The following is a 25815-nucleotide window of genomic DNA, read 5'->3' as shown; positions in this document are numbered from 1 at the left end:
TGCACAAAACGGTCATGAGCAATTCCCCAATGCGACCCCAGATCCGCCGAGGTAGGACAGACAATAGGAGTTCTGCCCGTGTCAGATCATTACGAGGCGATCGTCGTCGGCGCTGGCCCTGCGGGCAACGCGGCGGCGTTGACGCTTGCCCAGGCGGGGCGATGCGTCCTGCAGCTCGAACGCGCCGAATATCCTGGCGCGAAAAACCCTCACGGCGCGATCCTCTTCGCGCCGGCGATGGAAGAACTGGTCGCTGATTTCCGCAGCAAAGCCCCCCTTGAACGTCACATCGTCGAACATCGCATCTGGACACTCGATAAGGACGGCCACAGCGCCGCCCTGGCCCGCAGGGTTGGGGACGACTATGCCGCCGGGGCCGCCGGGGCCGCCGGGCGAATCGATGCCGACCGTTACACGGTTCTGCGCTCGACGTTCGATGCGTGGTTCGCCGGCGTCATCAAGGAGGCCGGCGTTCGCGTCCTCTACGGGACGTCCGTCGCCGACCTCGTCCGCGAGACGGACGGGCGCGCGGTCGGCGTGCGGACCGAAGCCGGCGATGAGTTCTTCGCCGACGTCGTCGTCCTCGGCGACGGCATCGAGGCGATGATCGCCCGCCGATCCGGCCTGCGCGAATCGCTTGAGCCGAGCGACGTGGCGCTGACCGTCAAGGAAAAGCGCTCGATGCCGGCCGAGATGCTCGACGAGCGATTCGGTATCGGCAGGAACGAGGGCGTCGTCGTCGAGGCTGCGGGATGGTTTTCGGCGACGATTTCCGGCAGCGGGTTCATCTACACCAACCGGGACTCCCTGTCGGTCGGTGTCAGCTGTCTCGTTGGTGAAATCGTCGAAAGCGATATCACGCCGTCCGAACTGCTTGCCGCGTTCAAACAGCATCCGTCGATCCGCAGCCTGTTGCAGGGAAGCGAGGTCGTCGAGTTCGCGGCTCAATTGATGCCCGAAGGCGGCTATCGCGTGCGACCGCGGCTCTACGGCGATGGCTGGCTGACCTGCGGCGATGCGACCCAGTTGAGCGACGCGTCCTACCGGCATGGCTCGAGCCTGGCGCTGACCTCCGGACGGCTGGCGGGCGAGACGATAGCCGAACTCACCCGACATCACCGGCCGATGAACGCGCGGCATCTTTCGCTCTACCGTGACAAGCTGGAGCGCAGCCCGGTGCTGAAGGAATTGCGCCGGATCAATAGCCTGGGCGCGACACATCCGGGCATTGCCGATTACGTGCCCGCCGATCCGCACGCCCTAGCACAGGCGGCGCGTTCATTCGGGCGAAGCGCCAGCGCCGACGCACGGGATCGGCAACGGGAGACGCTCCGCCAGTTCACCCACAAGAGCCAGCTAAAGCTGGTTCGCGGCACGGTATAACGAATCCGGGCGGCAGCGCGCTTTGCCGTACCGGTTCCTGCGCGTTCCCATCCGTCACAATAGAGGCGGACGCGGCAGGACAAGAAGGCTGTCCGTAAGTCCACAGGGAGGCTTGACAGCACCTTCTCCCCCCGCGACCCAGCCCGCGGGGGGAGAAGGATCTAAGGACCTGTGGTCAGCCGGGCTTGCCGTCGGATCGTGGACGGAGCAAGGCGGAGCCATAAACGCCGATAAAGAGCACGAACGCGCCGGTCCAAGCCGCCCCGGACACGTCCAGCAGACCATCGGCGGCGTTGAGCCACAGCGTTGCGCCCACCCGCGCCACGGCGGCGATGGTGATTAAAACGTAGAGGGCGACCGTGCTGCTTCCCGCCCGCAGCGGCCGGCCGGTATGACCCAGTGTCGCGCGTGTCATCACCGCCGCGATCATCGTACCAAACACGCCAGCGCCCAGGGCGTGGACCGCGGCACTCTCCGGCACTAGGTCGTTCGCCTGCGACAGCGCCAGAAGCACCAGAGCGACGGGCACCCAGGCATAGCCCACGTGGAGGACGAACAGCAACGGATCGCGTCGCGTCCGCCAGCCGCACCAGCGGGTGAGGCGAATAGCGTTGGCAAAGGCGGCAATTGCGCCGAGCAGGACGGCGGCGATCGTCCCGGGAATGGTGATCCAAGCGGTGAGGGCAAGAGCGGTGGCGACGAGCGTCGCCTTATCGATCCAGCCGAACGGTGCGGGCGCGGAGCCGGAGCCACCTTGCCTCGTCAGCCAATTGGCGGTGAAATTCGGAATGATCCGCCCGCCGATCAAAACGACCAACAGGGTCGCGACGATAAAACCGAGCCGCCAGCCGCTGCCGGTAACGACATCCAGCGAGAGGACGTCGGCGTGCATCAGCCCGTTGGCGATGAGCAGCACAAATAGCGCGGCCGCCATGGGCAGGTTTCGCCGGTTCTTCGCCGCGACAAGTTCACGCACAACGACAAGCAGCAAGGCCGCGAGGAAGGCAAGGTCGATGACCGCGGCCGTCCCCGTCCCGATGATCGCGGAGGTGGCAACCGCCAGCCGGCCTGCGATCCACAAGAGGACAAGGCCGCCCAGCATCGCGCCGCGCACCGGGGGCCGACCGGTCCAACTGGGAATCGCGGTGAGCAGGAAACCCGCAATCGCCGCGGTCACAAACCCGAACAGCATCTCGTGCGCGTGCCAGAGTGACGGCGCGAACGCGCTCGGCAGGGTGATGGCCCCGCTTATGCTCGCCAGCCAGAGCACGACGCCGAAGATTCCGGCAAAGCCCGCGAGGAAAAAAAACGGGCGGAAGCCATAGCCGAGAAAGGCCGGTGGCCCCTTGCCAATATCGTCCCTTTTGTGAATGCCCGGCATGGCGGGCCTGAGAGTCATCGCGGGATTCCCAGGAGCTTGCGCAGATTATCGAACCCCGCCTGGTAAAAGTCCTCCAGCGATTGACTAATCTCGGATTCGGCGACTCCGAGCGGCTTGAAGGTCGTCGTCCATTCGATCGTCGACTCTTCCCCCGCGCGGTTGACGCTGACAGTCGAACGATAGTCCGAGACCGGCAGCGAACCGGCGACGATGGAATAAGAGTACATGCGCCGTTGGCCGTCGAACGTCTCCAGCTCCTCGGTGATTTCGCCACCATCAACGAGCCTCAGCCGCCGCCGGCGCCCCCCCCTCCTCCAGCTCGCTGGTCTGTATTGCCGGATGCCATTCGGGAAGCGCGTTCCATGCGCCGACCAGACGCCAGACTTCCTCGGCGGGAGCCGTCAGCTTTGTCGTCACCGTTACCTTGGTCATGGTCCCTCTCCTTGTCCATGCGTGTTCTTTTTGTTTTTGCTTGCTGCGATATTACCCACTGTCGCAGGGGCGACAATCGTCAACTCGCCGGACTGGATGATCCGCGCGCCGGACCTTTGTCAGCGCGATGGCGCTGCGGGCCCCGCCGCCCATTGCCAGCCGAGGGGACCCTCGCAGACAACGGCGGTGGCAATCGGAGCGATGATCGCCTCCGGCCAGCCGTCGTCGTCGCCGTCATTCGCCGGCGGGGTGGCCGGCGAAGAGGCCGGCGAGGGTGCAGGCGCTGCGGTCAGCGCGGAATCCTCAGATCCTTCACGCGGCACGGCCCGCGCATCGCCGGCGTCGCCGGAGTTTGGCGACGATGCCTCGCCCTCGGCGACGTCGGTGCCTTCTTCGAGCGTATAGATGATTTCCTTGCAGGGAATTCGACCGCCGAACGCGCGCACCACCTGTACGTAGCCGCTCGCCTGGCCGAACACGGTATCGAACAGAGTATCCGGGCGGCTTGCCCACGGCACCGCTGCCGAAGTCTCGGACTGCCCCGCCGCACGGGCGATTGCCCCATAGATGCGACGTTTGCGTTCGTCCTTCGCATAATCCAGAGCTTCGGCGGCGGCCAGCCGTGCGCCGATGCCGACGGCGACGCCGATCAGCGGATTTGCGGTCAATACCCCGGCGCCGGCGCCGGCGCCAAGGCCGGCCGCCTCGGGGGCGAGTTCGGCGAGGCCGGCGCACCCGCCAAGCATCGAGGATAGGCCGAGCACGGTGACGGTCATGAAGGATCGCAACAGAGACATCGAAGGCACCCGTGCGTGGGAAATTGACATATCGGTATCGGTGGCGCACGGTCGACACGGGCTGTAGGCGATTCGCCTGCTCGATACGCGCCGCGACCAATCAGGAAAACTGAGCAGACCGCGCCACGTTCCCCCGCTGGCGGGCAAAGTGCGCCCAGGCTGACACAATATGCGTATTGATGCACTCGGCGCCGCGCGGCGATCACCGCGCAACCGCCAAAGACGGAGCCCACCGGCCGGTGACGTCACGACTTTCGGATCTGTGGTTCGGCCGCCTGCCGCTCGCCGAGGCGTTCTGGAACTATGCGATCTTCTGGGGGGTCCTGATCAACCTCGCCGCCACCATCGGCGCACTGGCGCTGCTGGTCACCGCCGGGGATGACGGAGCCGGCAAGCTCGCTTGGCTGGCCTCTCTGCTCCATGTCCTGCCTCTGCCCTACAGCGTCCTCGTGACCGTCGGCATCTGGCGCAGCTCGGGACATCCCGAAGTAACGCCCGGCGTGCGACTGGCGGCACGCCTTGCGATCGTCGCCTGGTTCGCGGCGACGACCATCCTTTGATTTCGAGCACGTCCGCTGCGCGTTTGCACCCGCCATTTGTCGCCCTTGCCATTGCACCGCGCGGACGCTAGCGTCGGCGCGGATCGGGCACGAATGTCCGACGCGAAAACAAACGGCCGACAGGGGCAGGGACCGCCAAACGGCGCTTTTCCCGAAACGTGCATCGAGCGACGCGGCACTCGTCCATGCCGTGCTTGTCGTCTCGCCGCAAGTACCCTCGACGCGGCCGCGTCAGGGAGGGCTAGGCGATGGTGTGTGCGGTAGGACTTCGATTCGCCGATCTTCCTGATCATCGCGCCGATGGCGGTGCTCGACCGGCGCACGTCGGTCGATCGTCTCTTTGCGAACGGCGCGCGATCACGGATGTGCCGACGCCCCATCCATCACTCTGACAAGGGAGATCGCGGTGACTGTACCCGCGTCGCAGACCTGTCGTTCCATCATGACCACCACCCCCGCGGTTCTCAAGAGCGGGGACACCATCGAGACCGCGCTGCATCGGCTACTTGAGGACAAACTGCTGGCGCTGCCGGTGGTCGACGAGGCGGAGCGGTATCTCGGCATGTTCCTGCGCAGCCGGCTCGTCGCCCTGCTGCTGCCGAAGATCGTCGCGCTCGAGGGCCAGATCCCCGAAATTGCCCGCCTTGTCGAAGTCGGCTTCATGTCCGATACGCTCGACGACGCCAACGAGCGATTTCGCGCCGTCGCCGGCGAGCCGGTCAGCGAATACCTGGAAACGGAGGGCCAGGTCCTTCATCCCGAAACGCCGGTGATGAACGCCGTGCTCTTCCTCTATCGGACCCGGACCTACCTGCCCGTCGTCGAGAAAGCCTCCGGCCGGCTTTTGGGGGTCGTTTCCACCTGGGACATTCTGCAACGAATCGCCCGCCCCCCCGCCCGGTAATCGGTGCGTTCGTACCGGCTCAAGCGAGCCATTCGGGACCAATGATTTTACCGGAGCCAAGGACCACGCCGTCATGAACTCGATGCTGATCGCCGTAGGGGTGCTCGTCGCCACCTACGCTGGCGTCATGAGCGAAAAAATCAACCGCTCGATCGTCGCCCTTCTGGGCGCGCTACTGATGATCATCCTCGGCATCCTCTCCCAGGAGGAAGCGATCAAGGGGATCGATTTCAACACCATCGGCCTGCTCGTCGGGATGATGATCATCGTCTCGATCACGCGCAAATCCGGCGTGTTCGAATACATGGCGATCTGGACGGCAAAACTGGTTAATGCCAGCCCCGCCGGCATCCTCGCCATGCTGGCGATCGTCACCGCCGTCGTCTCCGCCTTGCTCGACAACGTCACGACCGTCCTGCTCGTCGTGCCGGTGACCCTGGTGATCACCGAACAGCTCAAGGTCAAACCCTATCCGTTCTTGTTCTCGCAGATCCTCGCCTCGAACATCGGCGGAACCGCGACCTTGATCGGCGATCCGCCCAACATCCTCATCGGCACGCAGGTTGGCCTTACGTTCAACCAGTTCGTCGTCAACCTCGCGCCGGTCATTCTGCTCATCCTCGCCGTGCACGTGATTTCGATGCACCTGATCTGGGGCCGCTCGATGCAGGCGACAGCGGAAGCCCGCGCCCGGGTCATGGCGTTCGACGAGAAGAAGGCGATTACCGACCACCAGTTGCTCAAGCAGTCGCTTGGCGTGCTCGCGCTGGTCATCGCCGCCTTCGTCACCTCGCGCTTCATCGGCCTTGAAGCCGGCGCCATCGGCATGGCCGGCGCGGCGATCCTCATGCTGCTCGACAACCTCGGCAAGTCGTCCGAGCATCAGACGGAAAATGTCACCAAGGTGTTCGGCGAAGTCGAATGGATCACCATCTTTTTCTTCCTCGGCCTGTTCATGGTCATCGCCGGCGTCGAGCATACCGGCGCTCTCGAACTGCTTGCCCATAAGCTCATCGAGGTGACCGGCGGCGATCTCGAGGTCACCGGCCTCGGGGTGATGTGGGCCTCGGCGGTTCTCTCGGCGATCGTCGACAACATCCCCTTCGTGGCGACGATGATCCCGCTGATCAAGGCGATGGCTCCCACCTTCGGCGGTCCGGACGGCCTGGTGCCGCTGTGGTGGGCACTCTCCCTCGGTGCCTGCCTCGGCGGCAACGGCACGCTGATCGGCGCCTCGGCCAACCTCACCGTCGCCGGCATCGCCGAGCGCAACGGTATTCCGTTCCGCTTCGTAACCTTTACCAAGATCGCCTTTCCGCTGATGATCATCCACGTCGCCATCTGTAACGCCTACCTTCTCTGGCGATTTCTCTGATCGCTGATCCCAGACCGGACGGCGCCGCCCTTGCCCCGATGGGAGGGGTGGCGCCGTCCGGCCTTTGCGTCCTCGCGCGCGCAAGTGGCCGCCGGCGATGCGGCGCCGTCGTAACGAGAGACAAGAAAGGAGACAGCAATGCACGAGCACGGCGCGAGCGTGGCTCAGCATGTCCTGTTCGGCTTCGACGCCCTGTGGCTGTCGACCGCCGTACTGGTATTCACCTACGCGGTGATCATCAGCGAGCGGCTGAACCGGGCGATCATCGCCCTGGTGGGCGCGATGCTGATGGTCTGGTTCGGCATCCTGAGCCAGGAACAGGCGATCGCGAGTATCGACTTCAACACCATCGGCCTGCTGATCGGGATGATGATCATCGTCTCGGTGACGAGAAAGTGCGGCATCTTCGAATATCTCGCCATCTGGTCGGCGAAACAGGTCAAGGCCAGCCCGGCCGGCATCCTTGCCATGCTGGCGATCGTCACCGCGATCCTCTCCGCCCTTCTCGATAACGTCACCACGGTCCTGCTTGTCGTCCCGGTGACCCTTGTCGTCACCGAAGAACTCAAGATCGACGCCTATCCGTACCTCTTCTCGCAGATTCTCGCCTCGAACATCGGCGGAACCGCGACCCTGATCGGCGATCCGCCCAACATCCTGATCGGAACCCAAGTCGGCCTGACCTTCAATCAGTTCGTCGCCAACCTCGCGCCGGTGGTCCTGATCATACTCGCCGTGCACGTCGCCGCGATGCACCTGATCTGGGGTCGGCGCCTGCACGCCTCGGAACGGGCCCGCGCCCTGGTGATGGCCTTCGATCCGCGCCGCTCGATCAGCAATCCACGCCTTCTTAAGCAATCGCTGGCGGTGATTTTCGTCGTCATCGTCTGCTTCGCATTATCGCGCTCGCTCGGCATCGAGCCCGGCGTCATCGCCCTGACCGGTGCCGCGGTCCTGCTGGCACTCGACAACATCGGCAAGGCGGCCGAGACCCAGTCGGAGAACGTGACCCATGTATTTCACGAGGTCGAATGGATCACGATCTTCTTCTTCGTCGGACTGTTCGTCGTCATCGCCGGGGTTGAGCATTCCGGGCTGCTGCTGCTGCTCGCCGACGAACTCGTCGCGCTGACCGGCGGAGACCTGTCAGTGACAACGATGGGCGTGCTCTGGGCGTCAGCGGTTCTCTCGGCGATCGTCGACAACATTCCCTTCGTGGCGACGATGATCCCGCTGATCAAATCGATGGCGCCCAGCTTCGGCGGACCGGAGGGCCTTGCGCCGCTGTGGTGGGCGCTCTCCCTCGGCGCCTGCCTCGGCGGCAACGGCACGCTGATCGGCGCCTCGGCCAACCTCACCGTCGCCGGGATCGCCGAGCGCAGCGGCGTTCCGTTTCACTTCGTAAGTTTTCTCAAGCTGGCGTTTCCGCTGATGCTGGGGCAGGTGCTGATCGCCTGCGTGTACGTCCTGTGGCGGTTCCTGTGAGCGAAGATCACACCTCGACCGGGCAATCGGGCAGCTCGTTGCGGTCGTCCGGCCGTACGGGCAGGCGCTCGGCAAGGACGCGCCCGCACGCCTCGATCGCCTCGATGAAGCCGTCGGCGATGCGCCCGTGGCCGACCGCTTGGGTGAACCGCTCAACCGTCCGCACCCACGTCGCATCGTCGATCAACGCCTTGATGCCGACATCGGTGACGATCTCGACGTAGTGCTCGCCGACGGAGACAAAGAACAGAACGCCGGTCCGATCCCGCGTCGCCGCCAGACCGAGGTCAAGGAAGAGCTGATGGGCGCGCGCCTTGGCACAGGCGGCCTGCTCCGCGCGCGGCACCAGGCGATGGCGGACCACCCGCCAGGCGAACAGCGCGAACAGCGCGGAAAATCCTCCAACCTGCGCCAGAAAGAACGCCTCGAGCGTCGGTGGCTCCGACCAGGGAATCAGCAGCGCCACTCCGGATAGCGCCAGCGTCGCCGCCGCGGCGGCAAGCGTGGGTAAGTACAAGTAGCGACCGCTCGCCGGCGTGACGACGGTAACGAACTCGGCGGCGGTCCGCGCTTCCGCCGCCGCCACCGCGGCCTCAATCCGCTCGCGATCCGAAGCCGTGAGGAACGTCATCGTTCGTCGCCCCGCCTTACCATCCGCCCGATGCGCCCCCGCCGCCAAAGCCGCCGCCGCCGCCACCGAAGCCGCCGCCGCTGCCCGAGCCGCCGCCGAACCCGCCACCACCGAGCCCGCCGATCCCTCCACCAATCCACGGGCCGTGCCGCCCAAAGCCGCGGGCGGCACGCGTGCCCCGCCGTCGGGAGGTCATCCAGGCGAAGGCGAGAAACGCCAGGATCATCAGGATCGGCGGTGCGATCCGCGTCGCCTTCGCCGCCGGTGCGGCTGCCGCCCGGTCGGGCGCCGTCGCCTCGTCGCCCGAGAGTAGCTTCAAGATCGCCTGGGTGCCGGCGACAATGCCGGGACCAAACTGGCCGGAGCGGAAGGACGGCAGGATGATCCGCTCGATGATCAGCCGCGAGGCGGCATCGGTGAGAACGCCTTCAAGGCCGTAGCCTACCTCGATGCGAACCTTGCGTTCGGTGGGCGCGACGATCAGCAGCGCGCCATCGTCCTTGCCGTGCCGCCCGATGCCCCACTGACGGGCGAGCTGATTGCCGTAGTCCTCGATGCTCGTGCCCTGAAGCGAGCGCAGCGTCACCACGACGACCTGATTGCCCGTCGCATCCTCGTGCGCCTTGAGCGCTTCGCTCAGGCTCTGCCGTTCCGCCGGCGTCAACAGGCCGGCCTCGTCGACGACGCGACCGGAAAGCGCGGGAAACGCGAGGCCGGCGGCGATCGCCGCGCCAACCGTGGCCACGATCAGCAGGACCGCGCACACGAGCGTCGGCAGCCGGCGCGGAGGTGCGATGAAAGGCATCCCAGGCGGCATTCCGGGAGGCGGGACGGGCAGCTGGCGCCGCATCGCCGGGCTCAGAACTTGACCTGCGGCGCCTTGGCAGCGTCCTCCGCGGCGGTAAAGGTCTGCATCGGCTGCGCATCCGAATAGAGAATCATCGCCCAGATCCGCCCCGGGAATGTGGTGATTTCGGTGTTGAACACCCGTACGGCCTCGATGTAGTCGCGCCGGGCGACGGCGATACGGTTTTCGGTGCCCTCGATCTGCGATTGCAGGACAACGAAGTTCTGGTTCGCCTTGAGATCGGGATAGCGCTCGACGACGACCAGCAACCGGGACAGGGCCGAGCCCAACGCCGCCTGGTTCTGCTCATAGGTCTTGAACGCGTCCGGATTGGTCGTCACGTCGGGCGGGACCGTCGTCTGGGCGACGCGACTGCGCGCCTCAATGACCGCCTGCAGTGTCTCGCGCTCGAACGCTGCCGCGCCCTTGACCGTCTCGACGAGATTAGGGATCAGGTCGGCCCGGCGCTGATACTGGTTTTGCACCTGCGCCCACGCCGCTTTCGCCTGTTCCTGGCGGGTCGGGATCTCGTTGATCCCGCAGCCCGCGAGAACCGCGGTGCAGATCAGCGCGAACATCGCCCGGCACGCCGTCCGTCCCCATCCTTGCGCAATTGTCGGTGTCATGGTCGTCCCCTGCTCCGATCATCCCGTCGCCGCGCATCCTAGCCGAGGTCGCACCCCTTGCGGAACCTGTTCGCAAGATTGACGCGCTGGCGGCGATCTCTGGCCGGCAGACGGCCTATGCAATCAGATGGCGTGCCCTGAGGTCGCTTTCGACCGCGGTGATGGCCGAAGATGCGGCCTTGCGGGTGATGACGTCGCAGGCGATCTTGCGCATCATGCGCGAGAGCATGCGCCGCTCCTCGATCCCGGCGCGTTGGAGCAGCGTGCGGATCAGTTGGGGGACGACGAGTTCGGTGCGATCACGCGCGAGGCGCGCGATCGGCTCGAGATCCTCCTGCCGGCGCAGCTTCGGCCACGGGCGGGGACGGATCGGCGCGCTGACCGCAGGGACCAGCGGGATGACCTGGAAGAGATCCTGGCCGCCGCGCGACGCGCCGCTGGTGCAACCTGACGCCGGACGATACGCCTCGAACCACTCCGGATGCGCCTTGAGCCGGTTTCGCCAGCCGGCGAACACCGGGTTGTCGGCATGTAGGAAGAAGCGGTCCTTGAGAAACTTCTGGCAATTGCGCCGGCCGAGCTGGAAGTCATGCATGCGAAGCTGCTCGTGAACGAAACCGGCGAAACCGGCGAGGCCGGAGGACGCGAGGTCGCTCTCGCCCGCCAGCTTCGACGATCGAATTGGCGCGATCAGATAGCGCGTGTGCACGTCCTCGGAGAGGGCCAGCGTCAGATCCTCGGGACGGAATGCCGATTGAGCCCGTAACATCGGAATCAAGGAAAGCAACGCATCAAGAACATCCGGGCCGTCGGCCTTGGCAGCCGGCTTGCCACGCCATTCCAGGTCGTCCGGAAAGGGGTCAATGAGCAGCACCGTGCGATTGGCGGAGTGCCCGTCCCGGTTGCTGCTCTGGTCGGCGCAGCCAAGGAGCGCGGTCCGGGCATATTCGATCGGCTCGTTGTAGATCAGACCACCATCGACGCACCAGAAATCGTAGCGGTCGCTCACGTCATCGGGCAAATCGAGGAGCACCGAGGACGGACAGGACGCGCGATTGCGCGCGCGCCCGGTCCACGTCCGCTGCCGGTACATATCGACCGTGTTGCGAAACGGTCGTGCCGGAAAGCCGCCGGGAAAAGCTGACGTCGCCAGCGCAGCGTCGCGCAGAACGTCCCAGCCATCGCTGGCCAGATCGGACCGGTTGATATCGAAGGCGCCCGGAAACGGCGCCGTCACATTCGCCGGACCGGCGCCGTGGACGATAAAGTGAGCATAATCGCCATGATTGACCACACGATGCCCGCGCATCGTCTCGTCCGCCACCATGCGCACGACATACGGCACCCCACGCATGTTGGTGACGCAAAGATAGAGGTGCAGCGGGTCGGCATAGTAGGAAACCGGCCCCGGCCAGTTCACCACGCTGTCCCTTACCTGCGCCACGGCCGCGTCAGCGGCGTTCATCAGTGCCGAGCCATTAAACAGCGAGCCGATGCGCGCGGCACGGGCGCCGGACAGATCGCCGGTCGCCAGCATCTTGCGAATGTCGACATAAGGCGCTTGATCCATGCTCATCGTACGCATCCTCTGCTCGACCGTGCAGCAAAGCGACGCCTCCCCCACCGCGCTCGCCTTGCGGGCGTTCGTGTCGCGGACCACTGTTCACCCCAACAGGCCCGCAATCCGGGAATATCCGCGGCAATAGGAATATATTCTATTATATGATTATTGTCAAATAGCCGCGAACCGAAGGACACGCTCCGGCCGGTCAAACATCCGCCCGTTGCCCGGATCGTCAGGCGTCGTGTTGGACAGTTCCAAGTCCGCGGCCATCGATGGCGACGGACTTGACCACGGCATAGACCGTCTGGCCCGGCCTTAGGGCAAGGCGCTCGGCGGACAGGCGGGTGAGTCGGGCGACCAGGCGGGCGCTGCCAACGGCGATCCGCGCCGAGGCGTAGCAGCCCTCCTCGACCAGAACGTCATCGATGATCGCCGGCAGAATATTGAGCGCGCTCAAGCCGTCGGGACGATTGAGGGCGAGCATCACGTCGCGAGCGCGCACGCGGATGCGCAAGCGATCACCGACCGGACGCTCGATGCGCGGCACGCGCAAGCTTCCGCCGTCGAAGGCAAGCGTGGTCAGGGCGTAGGCGTCGTCATGACCGGCGATTCGCACTGGCACGACCGCACCGGCCTCGAACGGGCTTGCCGACGGAAACACATCAAGCCGCGACATCACCGCGGCAACATCGCCGGACGCGACAACGCGTCCGCCTGCGAGCACGACGACCGCATCGGCGAGTCGGGCTACCTCTTCGACGGCATGGCTGACGTAGACGATGGGAATACCCAGATCGTCGCGCAGTCGCTCGATATAAGGCAGGATTTCGGCTTTGCGGCCGGCGTCGAGCGCCGCAAGTGGCTCGTCCATCAGCAGCAGGCGGGGCTGCGCCAGCAGCGCCCGGCCGAGCGCGACCCGCTGCTTCTCGCCGCCGGAAAGCGCCCGCGGCCGACGATCGAGCAGTCCTCCCACCCCGAGCAGATCGACGATGTGCGCGAACGTGATCGAGCGACCGGATCGGGGATCGGGTTTCGGAGCTCGCCGCAGCCCGTAGAGGAGGTTGTCGCGCACCCGCATGTGCGGGAAAAGCCGCGCCTCCTGAAAGACATAACCGACTCGGCGGCGACGGAGCGGAACGTCGATGCCGGCCTCGGTATCGACAAAGGTCGCCTCGCCAAGCCGGACGTGACCGATGTCGGGGCGCAGGAGGCCGGCGATGGCGTTGATGACCGTGGATTTCCCTGAACCGGACGGCCCGAAGAGCGCGGTGATGCCGGACGACGGCCCAGTGAAGGCGACGTCGAGGGTAAAGTCGCCCAGCGCGCGACGAATCCGGACATCGAGCATCAGCGCCCGATCATCCGCTGGGCCTTGCGGCCGGCGACTTCGGCGAGCAACAGCCCGCCGCAGGCCAGCGCGATCGACAGACCGGCGAGACGCGCGGCGGCGGCTTCGTTGCCGGGCGATTGGATCGCGGTATAGATGGCGAGCGGCAACGTCCGGGTCTCGCCCGGAACGTTGGACACGAAGGTGATGATCGCGCCGAACTCGCCGAGGCTGGCGGCAAACGCGGTTATCGCGCCGGCGACGATACCCGGCAGCATCAGCGGCAGCGTGACCGAGCCGAATACGTCGAGACGGCTGGCGCCCAGCGAGCGCGCCGCGGCTTCCAGCTTGGGATCGACCGCCTCCAGTGCCAAACGCATGGCCCGAACCTGGAAGGGAAAGGTGACGACGCCGGCGGCGAGCGCCGCGCCGGTCCAGTGGAACACCAGGCGGATACCCAGCGTCTCGAACAGCCAGCCGCCGACCGGCGCGCGGGTGCCGAAGGTGATCAGCAGCAGGTAACCCATGACCACTGGCGGCAGGACCAGCGGCAGATGCACCAGCCCATCGATCACCACCTTGCCTGGAAACCGGGCGCGGGCCAGCAACAGCGCCGATGCCAACGCCAGCGGAAAGGCGCAGGTCACGGCGACCGCGGAGATGCGCAAGGTCAGCAACAGGGCTTCGGTCTCGTCCGCCGACAGCATCGGCTCGCCCCTTGCCGCGCGGCCCGCGCGAGTCCGCCCCGCCGCCTAGCCCGTGGGGCCCCGCCAGGTGAAGCCGTCACGCTGATAGACGCTGGCGGCGGCACCGCCGGTCAGGTAATCGAACAGCTTGCGGACCTCGGGCGTGTCCTTGCCGGCGACGATGGCGAACGGATAGCTGATCGCCGGGTAACTGTCCGGCGGGAAGGTGCCGACCACCTTGACCTTGTCACTCGCCATCGCGTCGGTGCCGTAGACGATGCCGAGCGGGGCCTCGCCGCGCTCGACAAGCGCAAGGGCGGCGCGAACGCTCTCGGCGCGCGCCACCATCGGCTCGGCCTTGTCCCAGACACCCAGATGCTCGAGCGCCTTCTTGGCATAGATGCCGACGGGCACGCTGTCGGGATCGCCCGTCACCAGCTTGTTGTCCTTGCCGATCAGGCCGGTGATATCGAAATCGGGCGCGATGGTCACATGATCGAGCGTGCTGTCCGCGGGCGCGATCATCACCAGCGAATTGCCGAGGGGGCTCACCCTGCTCGATGCCTCGATCGCGTTCTTGCCAGCGAGGTAATCCATCCACTCCTCGTTCGCCGAGGCGTAGATATCCGCGGGGGCGCCGGCCTCGATCTGGCGGGCGAGGGCCGACGACGCAGCGAAGGAGAAACGGACCTCGGGCCCGCCCTCGTTTCGATACGCCTTCGCCGCCTGGCTCAGCGCGTCGGTCAGGCTCGCCGCGGCGAACACGGTGATGACCTCGGGATCCGCCGCCCGGCCGGCGATCGGAACGACAAGAGGAGCAATCAACAGGCAGATGCCGACAACATAAGCACGAAGCTTTGGGCGACTCATAACCACCTCCTTTACGGTCACTTTCGATATCACGGCAGCGCATCCGTTATATATCGATGGATATAGCGGTTGCGAGCATCATGTGGACCGTCGAATCCCGGCGGCGCGACACCCGGAGCACAGAGCACGGCGCTCGCGCGCTGCAAGCCGAACAGCAACATCGATGCCAACGCAGTTGCCCGGTGCCAGCCACCTCGCCTATCGTTCGCCGACGATGCAGGTTGCGCCGACGGACCGTGTGACGATACGACGTTTATACCCCATAGAGGGGTATATGAGCAGCGTTGGACGACGTCGATGACCGGCTTCCTTGCCCGGCGTCTCGGCCAGGCCCTGGCCGTGCTCGCGGTGATGTCGTTCGTCGTCTACGGGCTGATCGGTTTGATGCCGGGCGATCCGATCGACCTGATGATCAGCAGCGATCCGCGCCTCGGCGCCGAGGACGCGCTGCGCCTGAAGCAGATCTACGGTCTCGACCGGCCGCTGATCGAGCGCTATGCCGCCTGGGCGCAGGCCGCGCTTACCGGCGATCTCGGCTATTCCCGGCTTCAGGCGCGCCCGGTTGCGGAGGTCCTGAGGCCCGCCCTGGAGGCCACCGCGCGCCTGGCCGGCCTCGCCCTTGTCCTTTCCTTGTCCCTTGCCCTGCCGCTCGGGTTGCTCGCCGCCACTCGCCGCGAGCGCTGGATCGATCGCCTGATCAGCCTCGTATCGTTCGCCGGCATCTCGACGCCGCCGTTCTGGACAGCGCTGGTGCTGATCATCGTCTTCGCCGTCCTGCTCGGGATCCTGCCCGCCGGTGGATCGGGCGCGGGTGACGGCAGGCCGTTCGCCGGCGCCCGGCACCTCGTCCTGCCCGTCCTCTGCCTCGCGCTCGCCAGCGTCGGCGGCTACGTGCGCTATGTGCGCGCGGCGACCATCGACGCGCTGGGCAGCGACTGGATCCGCACCGCCCGGGCCAAGGGCCTGAGCGACCGCCAGGTGGTGCTGGGCCACGCGCTGCGCATCGCGCTCGTCCCCGTCGTCACGGTGCTCGGCATCGATTTCGGGGCGTTGGTATCCGGCGCCCTCGTCACCGAGACCGTTTTCGCCTATCCGGGCATGGGCCGACTGATTTACGATGCGATACTTGGCAACGACTACAACCTGGCCCTGGCGGCACTGCTGCTGGCGACGGCATTCACCCTGGCGGGGAGCCTGCTCGCCGATCTGGCGCTGGTGCTGCTCGACCCGCGGATCGCCCTCGACCGGGCCGATCGGTGACGCGCGGCACCCGGACCCCGCGGCCAGCGAAGGCATGGCGGTTGCGTCGCCTGCCACCGCTTGCCGTCGTGGCGCTCGCGGTCCTGGGTGTCCTCGCGCTTGCCAGCGCGGCCGCGCCATGGCTGGCGGCGGCGATCGGCAGCAACGGCGTCGATGTCAACCTGCTCGACCGCTTCGCTGCGCCTTCGGCGGCGCATCCCCTCGGCACCGACGAGCTTGGCCGCGACGTTCTCGTCCGCCTACTCGAGGCGGGCCGCGCCTCGCTCTTCGTCGGGCTCGCCGCAGCGCTCGCGTCGACCCTCATCGGCACGCCGATCGGCCTTGCCGCCGGCTACCTCGGGGGACGAGTCGATGCGCTCTTGATGCGCCTGACCGACGGCCTGCTGGCCTTGCCGCTGCTACCCCTGCTGATCGTTCTCGCCGCTATCGATCCGGCGAAGCTCGGACTGCCCAACGGTCTCGCCACGTCAAACGCCTTCGGCCTGGTAAAGATCGTGGGGATCGTCGCCCTTGTCGGCTGGGCCACCGTGGCGCGGCTGGTGCGAGCCTATGCCCTGCACCTGCGGGAGGCGACGTTCGTGTTGGCGGCGCGTGCCCAAGGCGCCGGGCCGATGCGCATCATGCGCGTGCATATTCTGCCGAATCTCGCCTCGCCGATCATCGTCGCCACGACGCTGGCGAGCGGCAACGTTGTCTTGCTCGAATCCGTTCTCAGTTTCCTTGGTCTTGGCGTCCAGCCGCCGACGCCGAGCTGGGGCAACCTGTTGAGCAACGCCCAGGAACTCGTCTGGTCCGCGCCCGGCCTCGCCATCTGGCCCGGCCTTGCGATCTTCATTACCGTGATCGCGCTCAACGTGCTCGGCGACGGACTGCGCGAGGCGCTTGATCCACGCCGCGCAAACCGATAAGCCAACCCCTGTGCCGACCAAACTTCCATCCATCGCACCCATTGGCGTCGATCGGCCGCGAGCAGGCGGCATCGCCGGCTTGGTGTTGCACGTCGCCGCGGCACTGATCGCCTGCGCCGCACCGGCATCGGCCGCCGATCGCCTGCCATCCCTGTGCATCGATGAAAGCGCGATCTCGGTCTCCGGCATCTCCTCCGGCGGCTATATGGCGCAGCAGTTTCACGTCGCCAACTCGGCCCGCATCATGGGCGCCGGCATCTTCGCCGCCGGTCCCTACGCCTGCGCCGCCGGCGGATTTCCATTAACCATGCTCCGCTCGCTGGACGTGTGCTCGGACGTCCTCTCGCCGCTGCCCTTCTTCGGCCCCCCCGATCCCAAGCGGGCGATCACCGCCGCAGACGACGCGGCACAGGCGGGGTTGATCGATCCGACGGCCACCTTGCATGCCGACCGGGTCCTGCTTTTTTCCGGCCGGCTCGATACGCTCGTCCCCACCTCGGTGATGCAATCGCTGGCGACCTTTTATGAGCATTTCGTCGACGCGCAGAGCATCCGCTTCATCACCGATATCAAGGCGCAGCATGCGATGGTCACCGCCGGGTACGGCAATGCCTGCGATGCGCTTGCCGATCCCTTCATCTCCAACTGCGGCTTCGACCTCGCCGGCACAACCTTGCAGCACATCTATGGGCCGCTAGCGGCGCCGGTTCGCGCCGACGGGCGCATGATCACCTTTTTCCAGGGCGAGTTCACCGACCCCACACGCCCCGCCGGCCTCGCCGACGACGGCTTCGCCTACGTCCCCAAGCGCTGCGCCGACGGTGGCTGCCGCCTGCACGTCGTATTTCACGGCTGCCGGCAGAACGCTGAGACCATCGGCGATGTCTTCTACCGCCACGCCGGCTACAACGAATGGGCCGAGGCGAACGACATCGTCGTGCTCTACCCGCAGGCGGCGGCGCTGACCCGGACATTCGCCGGCGCCACCATTCCCTGGCCCAACCCGCAGGGCTGCTGGGACTGGTGGGGCTTTACCGGCGACGACTACGCGCGCCGCAGCGGGCCGCAGATCGCCGCGGTCTCGGCGATGATCGACCTGCTCGCCGGGGACGCGCCGGTCAGTGGCTCATCAGAACCGGAATCGTCATGTGCTCGAGCAGATGACGAGTGACGCCGCCGAGAACCAGTTCCCGCCAGCGCGCGTGCCCGTAAGCGCCACAGACGATCAGGTCAATCCCCTCGTCGACCGCCCGCGATAGCAGAACCTCTCCGGCGCTCAGATCATCGGCATAAAGATGCTGCGCTTCGGTGCGGATGCGATGCCGTGCAAGGTGCAGGCAGATATCGGCGCTGGGAATCTCGCCGTGCCCGCCCTCGCCATCCTCGCGCTTGGGATTGACGGCGAGCACGATCACCTCTTTTGCCGTCTCCAGGAACGGCATGGCGTCGTTGATCGCGCGGGTGGCAAGCCGGCTCGCGTCCCAGGCGACGAGAACGCGATTGCCGATCGCCGGAAATTCGCCGCCGTAGGGAATGACCAGAACCGGTCGGCCGAGCCCGAGGATGAGCTGATCAGGCATGGCGGGATCATCAACCCCCTCGTCGCCCGATGTGTCGCGTTGCCCGGCGACGACCACGTCGGCGTAACGGCCATGCATACTTAGCATCGGCGCCTGCGCCCCTTCGACGCAGCGCCACTCACCGTTGATGCCCGCGCGCTGCAGGTGATCGGTGAACGTCCGCTCGGCGCGCGCCGCCGCCGCGACGGTCGCCCGTTCCTGCTGGGCGATCAGGTCGTCCGGCAACTGTGCCCGCACGTAGCCGGGAATGCGCGGATGGGTGATGACATAAAGGCCGGTCAGATGCGCGTCGTGGGCGGCCGCCAACGCCAGCGCCGCGTCCAGCCGCGCCGTGCAATGGCGCCCGTTGTCGATGTGAACCAGAATATCCTTAAGAGCCATGACCTGGTTTCCTTTGATCTGCATTGCACGGCGGGCGCGGCGGCCGCCGGCGGGCGTGGTGCGGGGATCGGATCCACCGATCTCCGCCGCGGCGCCGCGCCAACGGCGCGATGATTGTATGAAGGCGCCATGGACTCGCCAAGTCTTCGCCGTCAAGCTTGGCGCATCGGCAGCGATATAACTGGAAAGCGGCTAACGAATCCTTAAATGCAGGGTGCATCAAACCGATCGGCCTGCGTAGAGGGATTGCGTCCGGCATGTTGGGTCTTTCGCCCGCGCCTGAGCTATTCAAGGCCGAATTGCCTTGGTTCAACGTTTCTCGTCCGCTTCACCTCAGTGATCTCAAGGGTCGTTTTGTCGTGCTCGACTTCTGGACGGCGAGTTGCGTGAACTGTCTGCACGTGCTGCCGACTTTGCGGCGTCTTGAGGATACCTTCGCCGACAAGCTCGTCGTCATCGGCGTCCACTGTCCGAAGTACCCCGCCGAGCGCGCGGTTGCAAGCGTACGCAACGCCATCTTACGGCACGACATCCGCCATCCGATCGTGCACGATCCCGAGCTGCAGCTATGGGCGGACTACGGCATCAGCGCATGGCCAACCCTGGTGTTCGTCGATCCGTGCGGCGGCATTCTCGGCGACCTGCCGGGAGAGCCGGCGGCCGAGCGCCTGATCGCCGGCCTCGGTGAGGTTCTCCGCCGGCACTGCTGTGGACCCCGCTTCCCGGCGCCGCCGCCGTTGCCGCTGCGGCGCGAGACGTCGCAGACCGGGCGCTTTCGCTTTCCGGCCGGGATCAAACCGTTGCGCGGCCCTGACGGAAAGCCCTGCTGGGCGATCGCCGACAGCGGCCATCACCAGATCGTGGTTTGTGATGACGACGGCCGGGAAATCCGTCGCTTCGGCAGCGGCAAACCCGGCTTTCTCGATCTTCCCGGTGCCGCCAGTGCCTTTTGCCATCCGCAGGGCCTCGCCTGCGACGGCGCCCATATCTTTGTAGCCGATGCCGGAAATCACGCCATCCGCCGCATTGACCTTGCCACCGGCGCCGTCATGACGCTGGCCGGCACCGGCGAGCGTGGGGGCATTCTTTGCCGGACTCGCGACAGCGCGGACACCGCGCTCGCGTCCGTCTGGGACATCGAATGCGCTGCCGGCGCCCTGATCTTCGCCAATGCCGGCACGCATCAGCTCGGCCGGCTCGATCTCGCAAACGGGCTGGTTTCGCCGTTGGCCGGTGACGGACAGGAAGGGCTGAGGGACGGATGCCCCGCCGAGGCTCAACTGGCGCAGCCGACCGGCCTTGCGATCGATCGGACAACGGGCGTCATTTACTTCGTCGACAGCGAAACCTCCGCGGTGCGGGCCATGCACCCGGACGGCGGCAACCGCATCGAGACCCTCGTCGGCGCCGGCCTGTTCGAATACGGGCGGCGCAACGGACCGTTCGCCGAAGCGCGGCTGCAACACTGTCGCGGCATTGCCTGTCAAGGAGATCGGCTCGTCGTCGCCGACAGTTACAACGGCGCCTTGCGCATCGTCGATCCGCGCACCCGCTGTGTCAGCGATCTCCTTGCGGACCCGATCGCCGCCAAAACCGACATCGGGCTGAATGGGGGTGATCCGTCCGGTATTGCCGTCGATGGCCCGGATCGGATTCTCGTCGCCGATACCAATCATCACCGCATCGTCGAGATGATCCTGGGCGATGTGCCACGCATTCGGGCTTGGGCAACCTGAAGACGTATTTTACCGGAAAAATCGATGACAAATCTGCGACTTGCTCTCGGCAGGCGATGATGAACCGTGTTAAGGTCTGGACAGAAGAGCGGATCGTTCGCCATGCAGCGGGCGCGTTGCGCCCTTTTATTTGCATCATGACGATGACGCCGGGTCTCGCTCGACGCTCCGTACCTGGAGATGCGTGATGGACATTCCCACGTCGGACGCACCGGCCCAACATTCCGCATCGGCGCGTGATCGCGCTTTTTGCGCCCATCCCTACACCAACTTGATGGCGCATCAGCACTCCGGGCCGATGGTGGTGACCCGTGGCGAGGGCATCCGCGTCTGGGACGAGGACGGCAACGCTTATATCGAGGGCCTGGCCGGACTGTGGTGCACGTCGCTGGGATTCAGCGAGCCACGCCTCGTCGCGGCGGCCGCCCGCGGATTGAGCCGCCTGCCCTTCTATCATTCGTTCGGCGGCAAGTCGCCGGCGCCGACCATCGACCTCGCCGAGCGGCTGATCGGCCTTGCCCCGGCGCCGATGTCGAAGGTGCTGTTCGCCAATTCCGGCTCGGAAGCCAACGATACGGCGATCAAGCTGATCTGGTACTACAACAACGCCCTCGGCCGGCCCCAGAAGAAGAAGATCCTCTCGCGCCAGCGTGCTTATCATGGCGTGACCGTCGCCTCGGCGAGCCTGACCGGGCTTCCTGCCAACCACCGCGACTTCGACCTGCCGCTCGAGCGGATGCTCCACGCCGAGTGCCCCCACCACTGGCGCCATGCAAAGCCGGGCGAGAGCGAGGAAGACTTCGCCACCCGTCTCGCCGACAGCCTCGAGCAGCTCATCGTGCGCGAGGGACCAGAGACGATCGCCGCGATGTTTGCCGAGCCGGTGATGGGCGCCGGTGGTGTCATCGTTCCGCCCGCCACCTACTTCGCCAAGATCCAGGCGGTCCTTGCCCGTTACGACATCCTTCTCGTCGCCGACGAGGTGATCTGTGGCTTCGGGCGCACCGGCAACCTGTGGGGCTGCGAGACCTACGCCATCCGCCCCGACATGATCACCTGCGCCAAGGCGCTGTCGTCGGGCTATATCCCGATCTCGGCGCTGATGATCTCCGAGCCGATCTGGCAGGCGATGGTCGCCGAGAGCGAGAAGATCGGCGTCTTCGGCCACGGCTTCACCTACTCCGGCCATCCGGTCGCGGCCGAGGTCGCGCTCGAGACGCTGGCGATCTACGCCGAGCGCGACATCGTCGGCCACGTCCGCGCGGTCGCTCCGGCCCTGCAGGACGGCCTGCGCCAGCTCGCCGATCACCCGCTGGTCGGCGAGGCCCGTGGAGTGGGCCTTGTCGGCGCGCTCGAGCTCGTTGCCGACAAGGCAACGAAGGAGCCGTTTACGCCGACGCTCGGCGTCGCCGCCCTCGCGGCGAAACGAGCCGAGGCGAACGGGGTGATCATCCGCGCACTCGGCGGCGACGTTCTGGCGTTCTCGCCGCCGCTGATCATCGAGGCCGCCGAAATCGACGACATGTTGGCGCGCGTTGCCCGCGCGCTCGACGAAACACAGGCGCGGCTGCGTAACGCGGGGCATGGCTGACCGGCGCAACCCGGGCGAAGAGAGGGCACGGCATGGACTACGAGGCATTTTTTCAAGATCGCATCGCTGAGCTGCGGAGCGAGGGGCGCTATCGCGTATTCGCCGAGCTGGAGCGGCAAGCCGGGCGGTTCCCGCGGGCGCTGCACCATTACGGCAACGGCGACGTGCGCGAGATCACCGTGTGGTGCTCGAACGACTACCTCGGCATGGGCCAGCATCCGCAGGTCCTGCAAGCCATGCACGGTGCCATCGACCGCTGCGGCGCCGGCGCCGGCGGGACGCGCAACATCTCCGGCACCAATCATACCCACGTCCTGCTCGAGCGCGAGCTCGCGGACTGGCACGGCTGCGAGGCGGCGCTGCTATTCGGCTCCGGCTGGATCGCCAACATGACGACACTGTCGACCATCTGCCGGCTGCTGCCCGACTGCGTGGTGTTCTCGGATGAGAAGAACCACAACTCGATGATTGAGGGAATCGTGCACTCCAAGGCGGAGAAGCATATCTTTGCCCACAACGACGTCGCTGACCTGGCGCGCAAGCTGGCGCTCTACCCGCGCGAACGCGCCAAGCTCGTGGCGTTCGAGAGCGTCTACTCGATGGATGGTGACATCGCGCCGATCGCCGAACTGTGCGACGTTGCCGACGCCCATGGGGCGATGACGTTCCTCGACGAGGTGCACGCGGTCGGCATGTACGGCGCGCGCGGGGGCGGTGTCGCCGAGCGCGACGGCGTGATGAGCCGCCTGAGCATCATCCAGGGCACCCTGGCCAAGGCGGTGGGGGTAATTGGCGGTTACATCGCCGGATCGGCGGCGATGTGCGACATGGTGCGCTCATACGGCTCGGGCTTCATTTTCTCGACCTCGCTGCCGCCGTCGGTCGCCGCCGGCGCGCTCGCCTCGGTGCGCCATCTCAAGGCCCATCCCGACCTGCGTACCCGCCACCAGGAACGGGCGGCGACGCTGAAGCGGCGCTTCCGCGACATCGGCCTGCCGGTGCTGCCATCGGTGAGCCACATCGTCCCGGTGCTGGTCGGTGACCCCAAGCTGTGCAAGCAGGCGAGCGACGCGCTGATGGACCGCCACGGCGTCTACGTTCAGCCGATCAATTTTCCCACGGTCGAGCGCGGCACCGAACGGCTGCGCTTTACCCCGTCGCCACTGCATACCGATGCCGAGATCGACCACCTCGTCGCCGCGATGCAGGACGTCTGGTCCCGCCTCGGCCTGCGCGCCGCCGCCTGACCTGTCGCCGCCTGACCCGCGGCGGCCCGATGTGTCACAGCCTGAAGCGTCGCAGCCTGGGCGCGTCGCTCGAACCGCGGCGCCACCCGTTTGGCGCGCGCCGAACGGGCGGCGCGCGCGACTGGCTCAGTAGACGCGAAACATCTCCTGGATCTGCAAGGGATCGGTCGTCTTCATCAGCGCCAGCTTGAGCAGAACGCGCGCCTTCGACGGTTTCAGCTCCTCGGATGCGACAAAGCCGAGAGCGTCGTCGTCAACCTCGGCGTTGCGAGTCACGAAGCCGCTCGGCAGCCGGGTGCTGCGGACGATTACCACTCCCTTCTTGTGCGCGTCGGAAAGCGCCTGCAGCGCCTCCGCCGTCATGTTGCCGTTGCCGACACCGGCGACGACGATCCCCTTGGCGCCGGCCTTGACCGCGGCGTCGATCAGCTCCCGGCCCATGTTGGCGTAGGCGTAAACAATATCGACCTTCGGCATCGCCGCGATATCGTCGACGCTGAACTCGCTCTCGGTCGTATGCCGGCCGTCCGGCACCTCGAACAGGACGACGGTCCCCGCTTCGACGCTGCCGATCGGCCCACGGTCGGGCGACTTGAAGGTGTCGACCTGTGTGGTGTTGGTCTTGTAGACGTCGCGGGCGGCAAACACCTGATCATTGAGCACGACCATCACGCCACGACCCTTCGCCTGCGGATCGGCGGCGACGGTGACCGCATCGTAGAGGTTGCCCGGGCCATCGGCGCTGACCGCCGTCGCCGGGCGCATCGAGCCGACGAGCACCACTGGCTTGTCGCTCTTGACCACCAGGTCGAGAAAGTAGGCGGTCTCCTCCATCGTATCGGTGCCGTGGGTGATAACCACCGCATCCACGTCGTTTGATGCCAGCAGCTCGTTGACTCGCTTGGCAAGCTTCAGCCAGACGGCGTCGCTCATATCCTGGCTGCCGATCTTGACCAGTTGCTCGCCGGAGATCTCGGCGATCTCCTTGAGCTGCGGCACTCCCGCGATCAGCGTCTCGACGCTGAACACGCCTGAGGTGTAGCCGCCGCCTTGCGGTGCGGTCTGGGCGCCGGCAATGGTGCCGCCGGTGGCGACGACGGCGACGTGCGGTTTCGCCATCGCCCCCGTCGTCGCCGAGACCAGGGCAAGCGCCGCCGCCACTACCACGCTGCTTGCGATCCGCATCGGTTTCGTTCTCCTCGCCATGAGCATGTTCATTAGGTCCCGCTGGAGTTACCGGCCCGTCGCCGGGCTAGGCGTCATGCTCCCGGTATCCGCCCAAACCGTCAAGCTGGCGAATCCGCCAAGCGATACGCCGCCACGGTCACCGATCCTGTTTTCCCCGGAGCGACGAAAGCAGAGCTTTCCTCGCGGCTCCGCTGTCCGATGCAAGCGGACGGCGTCGGGCGGCATCAAGACGAGATCTCACCCGCAACGTTCGTTAGTATCGGCGTTTTTGCGAGCTATTACACAGCGCGGGATGAAGCGCACCGGCTCGACGCTGCCAGGGTGGCCGAGCAGCGGGACGGCAGAATCGGGCGATGGTGGACTTGTCCGGGGGAATTCGGCACTATCTTAAGGGAAGCGTGACAAGGAGTGTCGAGATGTACACGGACAACACGCTGACTCCGAAAGAGGCCATCCGGCTGTGCGCCCTTGGCTCGCTTGCCGTCGAGCCGATGCGCTACGGCGATCTCGCCAATTCGATCCGCCATTTCATCAGCCGCGTGATCGGCCCGACGCCGGAGATCGTGGGCCACTCGATCGAACTGCTGAAGTATGAGGGGCTGGTCGAGACCCTCTCCGGCAGCGGCGACAGCGCGATCTTGCGCGTGACCGACGACGGGCGGCACGAGATGCGCGCGCTGCTGACCGCCAACGTCCGGCCGTCGAACACCGAGCTGAACTCGCTGATCACCGCGCTCAAGTTCCGCTTCCTGCACCTGCTGCCGGCGGACGACCAGTGCGCCCAGGCCGAGCTGCTCATCGCCGCCGTCGAGCGCGAACTCGCCCGGCTGCAGGACCTGCGTGATCATCCCTCGGGCGCCGCCGGCTTCATGCCGGAATGGCTCGGCCATCACATCGGCGTGCTTACCAGCCGGCTCGACTGGCTGTGCGCCTTCCGCGATCGGCTCGTCGGCGAAGACGCGAACGATGACGGCAGCGGCGCGCCGCTTCGTCGCTGACCGCCGCGCCCCTCCTGGCGCGCGAAAAACGCCGCCGGACCAAAAGGGCTAACCCCTC

At 66.3% G+C, this 25815-nt stretch carries 25 protein-coding genes; 12 read left to right on the top strand and 13 right to left on the bottom strand.

Going from position 1 to position 25815, the window contains the following annotated elements; translation table 11 throughout:
* Nucleotides 1-78: 78 nt before the first annotated feature.
* The gene (locus IPK66_14065) at nt 79-1383 is read left to right on the top strand and encodes an FAD-dependent oxidoreductase (GenBank protein MBK8176341.1); all 1305 of its coding nucleotides are present in this window, start codon (nt 79-81) and stop codon (nt 1381-1383) included.
* Between the two features lie 175 nt (nt 1384-1558).
* Here the strand turns inward: IPK66_14065 and IPK66_14060 are convergent, their stop codons facing one another.
* The 4 genes from IPK66_14060 to IPK66_14045 all read right to left on the bottom strand — a co-directional run bounded on the left by IPK66_14060 (nt 1559) and on the right by IPK66_14045 (nt 3993).
* The gene (locus IPK66_14060) at nt 1559-2764 is read right to left on the bottom strand and encodes an NnrS family protein (protein MBK8176340.1); all 1206 of its coding nucleotides are present in this window, start codon (nt 2762-2764) and stop codon (nt 1559-1561) included.
* 14 nt (nt 2765-2778) lie between these two features.
* On the bottom strand, nt 2779-3105 hold the full coding sequence (locus tag IPK66_14055) for an SRPBCC family protein (protein MBK8176339.1): 327 nt from the start codon (nt 3103-3105) through the stop codon (nt 2779-2781).
* Nucleotides 3041-3196, bottom strand: coding sequence for an SRPBCC family protein (locus IPK66_14050; protein MBK8176338.1), 156 nt, complete (start codon nt 3194-3196; stop codon nt 3041-3043). The genes IPK66_14055 and IPK66_14050 overlap by 65 nt, the downstream gene beginning before the upstream one ends.
* Nucleotides 3197-3315: 119 nt before the next feature.
* On the bottom strand, nt 3316-3993 hold the full coding sequence (locus IPK66_14045; protein MBK8176337.1) for a hypothetical protein: 678 nt from the start codon (nt 3991-3993) through the stop codon (nt 3316-3318).
* A gap of 239 nt (nt 3994-4232) precedes the next feature.
* Here IPK66_14045 and IPK66_14040 point away from each other — a divergent pair, with 239 nt between their 5' ends.
* The 4 genes from IPK66_14040 to IPK66_14025 all read left to right on the top strand — a co-directional run bounded on the left by IPK66_14040 (nt 4233) and on the right by IPK66_14025 (nt 8317).
* Complete coding sequence (locus IPK66_14040; GenBank protein MBK8176336.1) at nt 4233-4553, top strand: hypothetical protein; 321 nt, start codon at nt 4233-4235, stop codon at nt 4551-4553.
* Nucleotides 4554-4959: 406 nt separating this feature from the next.
* Complete coding sequence (locus IPK66_14035) at nt 4960-5457, top strand: CBS domain-containing protein (protein ID MBK8176335.1); 498 nt, start codon at nt 4960-4962, stop codon at nt 5455-5457.
* An 82-nt stretch (nt 5458-5539) separates the two neighbouring features.
* Nucleotides 5540-6832 (top strand): ArsB/NhaD family transporter, encoded by a 1293-nt coding sequence (locus IPK66_14030; GenBank protein MBK8176334.1) that lies wholly within the window; start codon nt 5540-5542, stop codon nt 6830-6832.
* A gap of 138 nt (nt 6833-6970) precedes the next feature.
* The gene (locus IPK66_14025) at nt 6971-8317 is read left to right on the top strand and encodes an ArsB/NhaD family transporter (protein MBK8176333.1); all 1347 of its coding nucleotides are present in this window, start codon (nt 6971-6973) and stop codon (nt 8315-8317) included.
* A gap of 7 nt (nt 8318-8324) precedes the next feature.
* Here the strand turns inward: IPK66_14025 and IPK66_14020 are convergent, their stop codons facing one another.
* The 7 genes from IPK66_14020 to modA form a co-directional block, all read right to left on the bottom strand.
* On the bottom strand, nt 8325-8948 hold the full coding sequence (locus IPK66_14020) for a TPM domain-containing protein (protein MBK8176332.1): 624 nt from the start codon (nt 8946-8948) through the stop codon (nt 8325-8327).
* A 16-nt stretch (nt 8949-8964) separates the two neighbouring features.
* Complete coding sequence (locus tag IPK66_14015; protein MBK8176331.1) at nt 8965-9753, bottom strand: TPM domain-containing protein; 789 nt, start codon at nt 9751-9753, stop codon at nt 8965-8967.
* Nucleotides 9754-9806: 53 nt separating this feature from the next.
* Nucleotides 9807-10421 (bottom strand): LemA family protein, encoded by a 615-nt coding sequence (locus IPK66_14010; protein ID MBK8176330.1) that lies wholly within the window; start codon nt 10419-10421, stop codon nt 9807-9809.
* Nucleotides 10422-10536: 115 nt separating this feature from the next.
* Nucleotides 10537-11997: a hypothetical protein gene (locus tag IPK66_14005; GenBank protein ID MBK8176329.1), complete on the bottom strand. Its 1461-nt coding sequence runs from the start codon at nt 11995-11997 to the stop codon at nt 10537-10539.
* 220 nt (nt 11998-12217) lie between these two features.
* Nucleotides 12218-13333, bottom strand: a complete 1116-nt coding sequence (modC, locus tag IPK66_14000) for a molybdenum ABC transporter ATP-binding protein (protein MBK8176328.1) — start codon at nt 13331-13333, stop codon at nt 12218-12220.
* Nucleotides 13333-14019: a molybdate ABC transporter permease subunit gene (modB, locus tag IPK66_13995; GenBank protein ID MBK8176327.1), complete on the bottom strand. Its 687-nt coding sequence runs from the start codon at nt 14017-14019 to the stop codon at nt 13333-13335. The genes modC and modB overlap by 1 nt, the downstream gene beginning before the upstream one ends.
* Nucleotides 14020-14064: 45 nt before the next feature.
* Nucleotides 14065-14868 carry a molybdate ABC transporter substrate-binding protein gene (gene modA, locus IPK66_13990; GenBank protein MBK8176326.1) on the bottom strand — a complete coding sequence of 268 codons (804 nt, stop codon included), beginning with the start codon at nt 14866-14868 and terminating at the stop codon, nt 14065-14067.
* 297 nt (nt 14869-15165) lie between these two features.
* On the opposite strand from modA, the gene IPK66_13985 reads away from it, so the two are divergent.
* The 3 genes from IPK66_13985 (at nt 15166) to IPK66_13975 (ending at nt 18207) form a co-directional block, all read left to right on the top strand.
* The gene (locus IPK66_13985; GenBank protein ID MBK8176325.1) at nt 15166-16128 is read left to right on the top strand and encodes an ABC transporter permease; all 963 of its coding nucleotides are present in this window, start codon (nt 15166-15168) and stop codon (nt 16126-16128) included.
* Between the two features lie 41 nt (nt 16129-16169).
* Nucleotides 16170-17036, top strand: a complete 867-nt coding sequence (locus IPK66_13980) for an ABC transporter permease (GenBank protein ID MBK8176324.1) — start codon at nt 16170-16172, stop codon at nt 17034-17036.
* 205 nt (nt 17037-17241) lie between these two features.
* Nucleotides 17242-18207: a hypothetical protein gene (locus IPK66_13975; protein MBK8176323.1), complete on the top strand. Its 966-nt coding sequence runs from the start codon at nt 17242-17244 to the stop codon at nt 18205-18207.
* Here the strand turns inward: IPK66_13975 and IPK66_13970 are convergent.
* Complete coding sequence (locus IPK66_13970) at nt 18155-18997, bottom strand: universal stress protein (GenBank protein ID MBK8176322.1); 843 nt, start codon at nt 18995-18997, stop codon at nt 18155-18157. The genes IPK66_13975 and IPK66_13970 overlap by 53 nt on opposite strands.
* Before the next feature lie 257 nt (nt 18998-19254).
* Between IPK66_13970 and IPK66_13965 the strand changes: the two genes are divergently transcribed.
* From IPK66_13965 to hemA, 3 genes are all read left to right on the top strand, one after another.
* On the top strand, nt 19255-20733 hold the full coding sequence (locus tag IPK66_13965; protein MBK8176321.1) for a redoxin domain-containing protein: 1479 nt from the start codon (nt 19255-19257) through the stop codon (nt 20731-20733).
* A gap of 187 nt (nt 20734-20920) precedes the next feature.
* Nucleotides 20921-22324 carry an aspartate aminotransferase family protein gene (locus IPK66_13960; GenBank protein MBK8176320.1) on the top strand — a complete coding sequence of 468 codons (1404 nt, stop codon included), beginning with the start codon at nt 20921-20923 and terminating at the stop codon, nt 22322-22324.
* 32 nt (nt 22325-22356) lie between these two features.
* The gene (hemA, locus tag IPK66_13955; GenBank protein MBK8176319.1) at nt 22357-23571 is read left to right on the top strand and encodes a 5-aminolevulinate synthase; all 1215 of its coding nucleotides are present in this window, start codon (nt 22357-22359) and stop codon (nt 23569-23571) included.
* A 126-nt stretch (nt 23572-23697) separates the two neighbouring features.
* On the opposite strand, the gene IPK66_13950 is transcribed toward hemA, so the two are convergent.
* Entirely contained in the window at nt 23698-24756 is a 1059-nt protein-coding gene (locus IPK66_13950) for a type II asparaginase (GenBank protein MBK8176318.1), read from the bottom strand.
* A 419-nt stretch (nt 24757-25175) separates the two neighbouring features.
* On the opposite strand from IPK66_13950, the gene IPK66_13945 reads away from it, so the two are divergent.
* Nucleotides 25176-25757: a hypothetical protein gene (locus IPK66_13945; protein ID MBK8176317.1), complete on the top strand. Its 582-nt coding sequence runs from the start codon at nt 25176-25178 to the stop codon at nt 25755-25757.
* Nucleotides 25758-25815: the final 58 nt, after the last annotated feature.

The sequence above is a fragment of the Rhodospirillales bacterium genome (genome assembly GCA_016712595.1).
GTDB lineage: Bacteria > Pseudomonadota > Alphaproteobacteria > Rhodospirillales > Defluviicoccaceae > Defluviicoccus.
Note: the sequence above shows the minus strand (reverse complement) of the source record. Positions and strands in the feature narration are given on the sequence as shown.